Origin of the sequence: Bradyrhizobium sp. CCBAU 45389 (genome assembly GCF_028128625.1) — a bacterium.
In the GTDB taxonomy this organism is placed as follows: domain Bacteria; phylum Pseudomonadota; class Alphaproteobacteria; order Rhizobiales; family Xanthobacteraceae; genus Bradyrhizobium; species Bradyrhizobium liaoningense_B.
This window is the reverse complement of the sequence record NZ_LBIY01000052.1, coordinates 1-5,705: the sequence shown is the minus strand read 5'-3', so window position 1 is coordinate 5,705 and position 5,705 is coordinate 1. Positions and strand designations below refer to the sequence as shown.

At 57.8% G+C, this 5,705-nt stretch carries 4 protein-coding genes; all 4 read right to left on the bottom strand.

Translation table 11 applies throughout. From position 1 onward, the window contains the following. Positions 1–1,244: hypothetical protein (locus tag XH79_RS07135; RefSeq protein ID WP_271581200.1), on the bottom strand; the 1,244-nt coding region annotated here is incomplete at its 3' end. Positions 1,245–1,824: 580 nt separating this feature from the next. Further along, positions 1,825–3,012, bottom strand: coding sequence for a hypothetical protein (locus tag XH79_RS07130; RefSeq protein WP_271581199.1), 1,188 nt, complete (start codon positions 3,010–3,012; stop codon positions 1,825–1,827). A 318-nt stretch (positions 3,013–3,330) separates the two neighbouring features. Further along, entirely contained in the window at positions 3,331–3,546 is a 216-nt protein-coding gene (locus tag XH79_RS07125; protein WP_271581198.1) for a cold-shock protein, read from the bottom strand. Positions 3,547–4,385: 839 nt separating this feature from the next. After that, positions 4,386–4,742 (bottom strand): hypothetical protein, encoded by a 357-nt coding sequence (locus XH79_RS07120; protein WP_271581197.1) that lies wholly within the window; start codon positions 4,740–4,742, stop codon positions 4,386–4,388. Positions 4,743–5,705: the final 963 nt, after the last annotated feature.

The following is a 5,705-nucleotide window of genomic DNA, read 5'->3' as shown; positions in this document are numbered from 1 at the left end:
AATGCCGGAATCCCGTGCTCTCTTGCTAGCCGTAACATCGTGGAGATGATGATCTCGCTTTCCCTAAACATGAGGTCAGCGTAGCTCTGGGGCCGTCCTGCATTCGGCTTCCCCCATTGGGCGAGCAATGGATGTCGCTCCAGAGTCTTTTCGCGGACTAACCGGACTGGGAATAGGCGCGCGTCTATCGTCCATCCTCTGTCTCGATACCGCCTTGCGAAATCCGCCTTGATGCCGGGCGACCATTTAGTAAGCAGTCCCGAGTTGCCGAATGAATTGTTAATCCAAATTTTGACAATGGCGCGATGCTTTTCGTCGGGCCCAATGATGTTGCTGTAAGCTGTTGCGGCATCGATCTCCTGCTCGTGCCACGCATAGAAGAGCGTCAAGTATGAGGCGCTAATGTCAATCTCAGCGACGGGTTGGCCGTTGAGACGCAATGCCAGTCTCTCTCCTTGTTTCATTTGCTGATAGTTGGTCGCGGGCAACGGAGGCTGCGAATACAAGCGCCCGCCCTTATTCCAAGCATAGGGAAGCGAGTCAGCTCTGTGGAACTTGCGAACCCACCCGATGTGGGTAGCGCCCTCTAACGAATGTTTCGCGAAAAAGGCGTTCAGCTCATTAACCTGGTCGCGCAATTGTCTCGAAGCGGGCGTATCCGGCGTCGGACGTGATGGGCGGGTGAGTTGTAAAACCTCCTGCGGCATCTCGAATTCTAAGTGGAAATGCTGACTTACGTCGGCTGGTTGGACGCCATGCCGTTCGCAGAGCTTCAGCAAGGCGACCGTCGCACGAAACCTTGTCATCATGCCATTCGCCGGACCCGGGCTGCCGAACTTGAGTGAGCCAGGATAACCCTTGTGTTGTTCGATCAGGCGGGCGTTCAGCCAAGCCGAGCGTAAGGCCATGAACATCCGATAGGACACAGGAGCTGGGCTTTTGAATTTCTTCTTGTCGAGAGACATCCGGAGCCAGCCACCGGCTTCCTCATCAGTGCGTGCTAGCAAGAGAGAAGCCAAAAACGCACCAATCGCACGATGAAAGTTGGGCTCCAGCTTGCGGGGCTTGTTGGTGCGGCTGGTCTCGGTGGCCACTTGGGGAACGCGTGGATTTGTCTGCGCGAGCAATCGGACGAGCGCGATAGCCTCGTCGCTCCGTGCGTAGCCTTTTAAGTTTCCCTCGGGAGCATAGCGAAGCTCATCAGCCAATTCAGCAGAGATTGGTCGGTTCTTTAGGAAGGGCACTGCGGTCTCGATAGGTTAGGTTTGTCGTTTGGCGGGCGCGGTCGCGGCGGTGTCTAAGGCTGGCGATTTCTTCCGCGACCTTCTTTCGAGCGACGGCTCTTCGCGGTTTTTCTCTTTTTCTGCTGCAGTTGCTCCGCCTGGGAGTTGCCACCAACTTGATAACGCGGAAACCTCTGGAGCGCCTCCGACATATCCTCAACCGTTGGGGCGCTATATTTACGGCCCTCCGTTGGCGCGGCGTGCCCCGTTATCGCGTCATGAATCTTTTCACTAATCCCGGAGCGCTCAGCGATTTGCTTGAAAGTGTGCCGCCACCCGTGAGTTGGGCTGACTTCGGGATCGTCACCCCCCAGGGCTCGTACCCACTCGTCTAGCCGTGCCCTGGCAGTCATCGCAGGCGGACGGCTGGGATTGAGAGGGTCCGACTTCCCGCTCCTTTTTGCAGGCTCGTTGTAGAATAGAGGCCCCTGCCCACGCTCCCGCACAAATTGCAGGAAACCTTGCTCGATCGGGTGCGCGTGAATGGGCCCCACCCGAGCCTCGCCGGTTTTTATGGTGCCCGCCTCCGGCGTGAGTCTCATCACATGAAACGCACCGCGTTTCTGCACGTCGATGCCTCGCAACTGAGTAACCTCGCCCGCCCGGGCGCCAGAATAAGCGCATAGCCACATTGCCCAGCGCTTTGCCCCCTGGAAGGTGTTCTTGGACTTGTCGAACGCCATCGTCGCCGACAGGATTGTCCTAACCTCCTCCGGCTTGAAAGCTTAGTCTCACGGTCTCGCGCTTTCTTCGGTACATCCACGCTTACGGCGCTGAAGGGGTTCTTCCGAGCGAGGCTCTGTTTCTCGGCCCAACTGAAGACGCGCCGCGCTGCGGGTATCCAAACCTCTTTCACCGTCAAAGCCGTGCGTGCCGGCGTCACAAGCTTTGATACCCAAGCCCGGGCGCTGGCATCCGTGATCGCGTCGGCGCTGTGAGGAAACGCGGATTTCATGTGAAGGAAGACCGCACGCCATCTTTTCACCGTGCTCGCGGCGGGCCTTGTAGCACTCACGAAGCTCTCGAAGAGCTGCCAGCAATCGAGACCATTCGCTTTCCCCACGAGGATTCCTGTGTAAGCTGGAAAGCTGTCGGGGGTGGCATCGGCCGTGTAGTCTCCCTCCGCGCGCTTCTGGAGCAGCGTGAGTGCCTGATACAGGTTGTCACCAACGGCATCCACGAAGAGTGCCTGAGCATCGCTGTTGAGGACGAGCCCGGAGTCGGCGAGGAACGACGCGGTTCGCGCCATCTCAGCAATGCGAGGGCGCACGCGCGCACGCACTTCCGGCTGTTTTGCCCACGTCCACTCAGGATCGGCTTTTGGGTTCTCGTGGAATTCGTCGGGAGCTTCGGGGTGGAGCACGTCCCAAACGAGCTGGTCGCTCAGCTTGCTCCACTTGTCGGGCGAGCCTGGGTCGCTCTCGTACTGCCCGACAAACCAAGTGTACCAGCGCCCCGCCAGAGCAATCGCGTTGAGCCGACTAAGCGGCTGCCCTTCGCCCTTCGTTGTCGCCCGCAAGGTCGCGATGCGCGTTTCAACCTCGGCTAGCCATTCCCCATGCTTGCTCTTGGCCTCGTGCTTAGATGTGCTCGCGGGAAGTCTAAGTTGGGCCTCCCACCTTTGACCGTAAAGGCGCGCATATGCCTCGCGCACATCGGCGGGAATTCCTTTTCGAGCAAAAAACTCACCGCTCTTTGTCCGGACTAAAGCGGCCATCCTGATTGCCATTTGTTGCGCTCTTTGTATTTTAGCGCGGACAAAAAGGTCAGGTCTATCAGTAAGATGCTGGAACTGCAGGCCAATCTAGATGGCGTGGTACAGTTGGGTGGGCTCGAACCACCGACCTCCTGTTTCAATCGGGATCGCTTAAGCGGATATGCACGGGCGAGCTTGGCTGTCTGCTCGGCATTGACAATGAAGACAATTCCTATCGATTAGCTTAGCGTCGCGCTTCCGAGCGCGAGCGTCGTAAACGTCCATGATAGGTGTGCTTTTGCGCTATGGATGTTATGTAACGCGCACGCCTGCAGCAGGATGCGCGATATTTCAATCGATCAGCCTGACCTCGACGGCTCTGTACTTCGAGCGCTTTTTATTGAAACGAATACCGAAAGTCACGCGCGTGCCGGACACCAGATCAGCCCCTGCGCAGCCGCGAAGGTCCGATATGTGCACGAACAAATCCTTGCCGTCGCCATAGTCAGGCCGAATGAACCCCCAGCCCTTTTCAACGCTGTACGACACTACTGTTCCGGTGCGCATGTTTGTTCCACGGTCTTGCGGCTCGATATCGCCGCCTACTACTCCGGAGCTGCGGGTGCACTTTCCGTTCCTAACTCGGCGGCGACGAGCGCGAGCGAAGATGAGCGCCACCACTTGAACATCCTGACTCACCTCGCCTCACAGCAAACCGGCGGGGCGGACCAGGCGCTAGAAGCGACGCGCCCGCCCCTAACATTACCGCATCTGGAGACTCGGTGATGCTGCCCAGGACCGAGCAAGGGTCGTGCCGAATCGAGAATCGGAGATTCTGCAGGCGCTTCGTGGCGGGCTACAGGGTCAAGGTGTTCGCTTTGGTCTGAAAACTGATGGCCGACGGGGGCACTGTCCGTCCCAGTTGGTCCCGCCGAACTTCGGACTGCAGGCTCACGCTCGCGTCGCCAAATTGCCCCGACAACGTGCTGCCCATCACGGCCCAGCGCATTCTCTTGCACGCCCGGCCTGTACGCGATGGCGGCATTCATCCGACCTGCTAAGCACACAGAAATTTCGCTGGCGTATTGAACAGCAGGCAAGCGGGCCTTTTAATCGATCGTCTCCCTTCGGACGCGCACCCGTTCTCCAACACGCCATGCGCGATTGAGGCTCGAAAACTACGCAATCACGAGCTCGACCATCTCCATCTCAGAATCACTGAGCCTCACGAGGAGGAGCATTCGCATGGGTAGTCGAGCATGTAGCGAAGCTGGACTGGGGTGATTGTCAGGCTTGCCAAAGGTGCGTTCACCTCGGAGGTAATAGAGCGCCATCGACCCTATTTCACGCTTGGCGAATTGCTCAGCTTGCCGCAGATGACGGCCCGCTCTAAATGATCTTATCTCTCAGCCTTTGCTGAACGATTTCGACCAGAACTGCTCCGCGAAATCCAGATGGCACTTCATCACGTCCGAGGGAGTTTTGGAATTGGCAAGATTCTTCAGAAGATTGACCTGAGCGTGCAGAGAGGAAGCAGCCAGCTTTGACCCGTCCTTCAACGCCGCAGCGAACAGGTCTGTTGTCTCTTCGAGGGATTTTTTCCATTCCGGAGACGCAAATGAACGGCTTGATGCAGCCCTCGCTGATTCTCCAATATCGTGCGTGGTGCCTCCCGCTTCAGAGGCTGAAGCCTGGGCGGCCCGTTCGGGCTCTGGATGGGTCTTCCGTTCGCGTTTCTCGTATTCGGGACTTCTCGCGGTCATTCAACGTCTCTCCGTCTGAACAGGATCGCAGCTCGCTGCGTGGTCTAGATCCGACCAAGAGCTTCGGAAAGTACCACAACCGGCAACATGTCGAACCTATCTCATTTGGTAGCACTTGCTCATCGGGATTGCTTAAGCGGATATCCGCACCATTTGCGGGGTATGCGAACGACCGCGAGATTTGACTGAGAATTTCCTGCACGGCATGAAGAAAGTTGGTGGCAAGGAAGTCGAGAAGGACCGCGTTCTAACACTCGACGAACTGAAGCCTTCTTTGCGATCCTCAACGATGAGGAAGCGGGCATCACGGATGGAACGCGCTTGGCGCTGAAAGTCCGTATTGCTGACAGCCCAGCGCCGGGGCGAAGTCGCGAGCATGATGCGTTCCGAGCTTCACGGCCTACACGGGGAAAAGCCCCACTGGATCATTCCCGCTGTACGGACGAAGAACAAGAAAGCGGAGCACACAGTCCCGCTCTTCCCGACTGCCGTCAAGTTGATCGAGGCGGCCTTGGAGATCGGCAAGCCAGAGAAGGGAGAGGACCAAGGCAACAGACCCGTCGTTGCCAGTCGCTTCGAAAGCGTTGGGGTGCTTGCGAGCCACTGAGCCAGGCTGTGCGGCGCTTGTTGGAAGACAAAGAGCTGGTAGCCCTTACGCCCCATGACCTCAGGCGTACAGCCGCGACCATCGTTCATGCGTCTATGCGCGATGGCATATGTTCGAAGAGAAGCGATTCCAGCGGATTGAAAAGCATTTAATCACAATCACCGGTTAGCAAACTACTGCGGCACGTCAGCTCCCCTCTTGTCTGTATCGAGCCAGTGCTGTCCGCTCCTCTGCGCTAATGCCCATGAATGTTACGCCGTTGTACCCGCCGTTTGAAAGGTAGGCATACGATGAAGACCGCCCGATTGACGCGTGCGCGCGGGCCCGGCGAGCTCTATGATGGCGTTGCGTGAAGG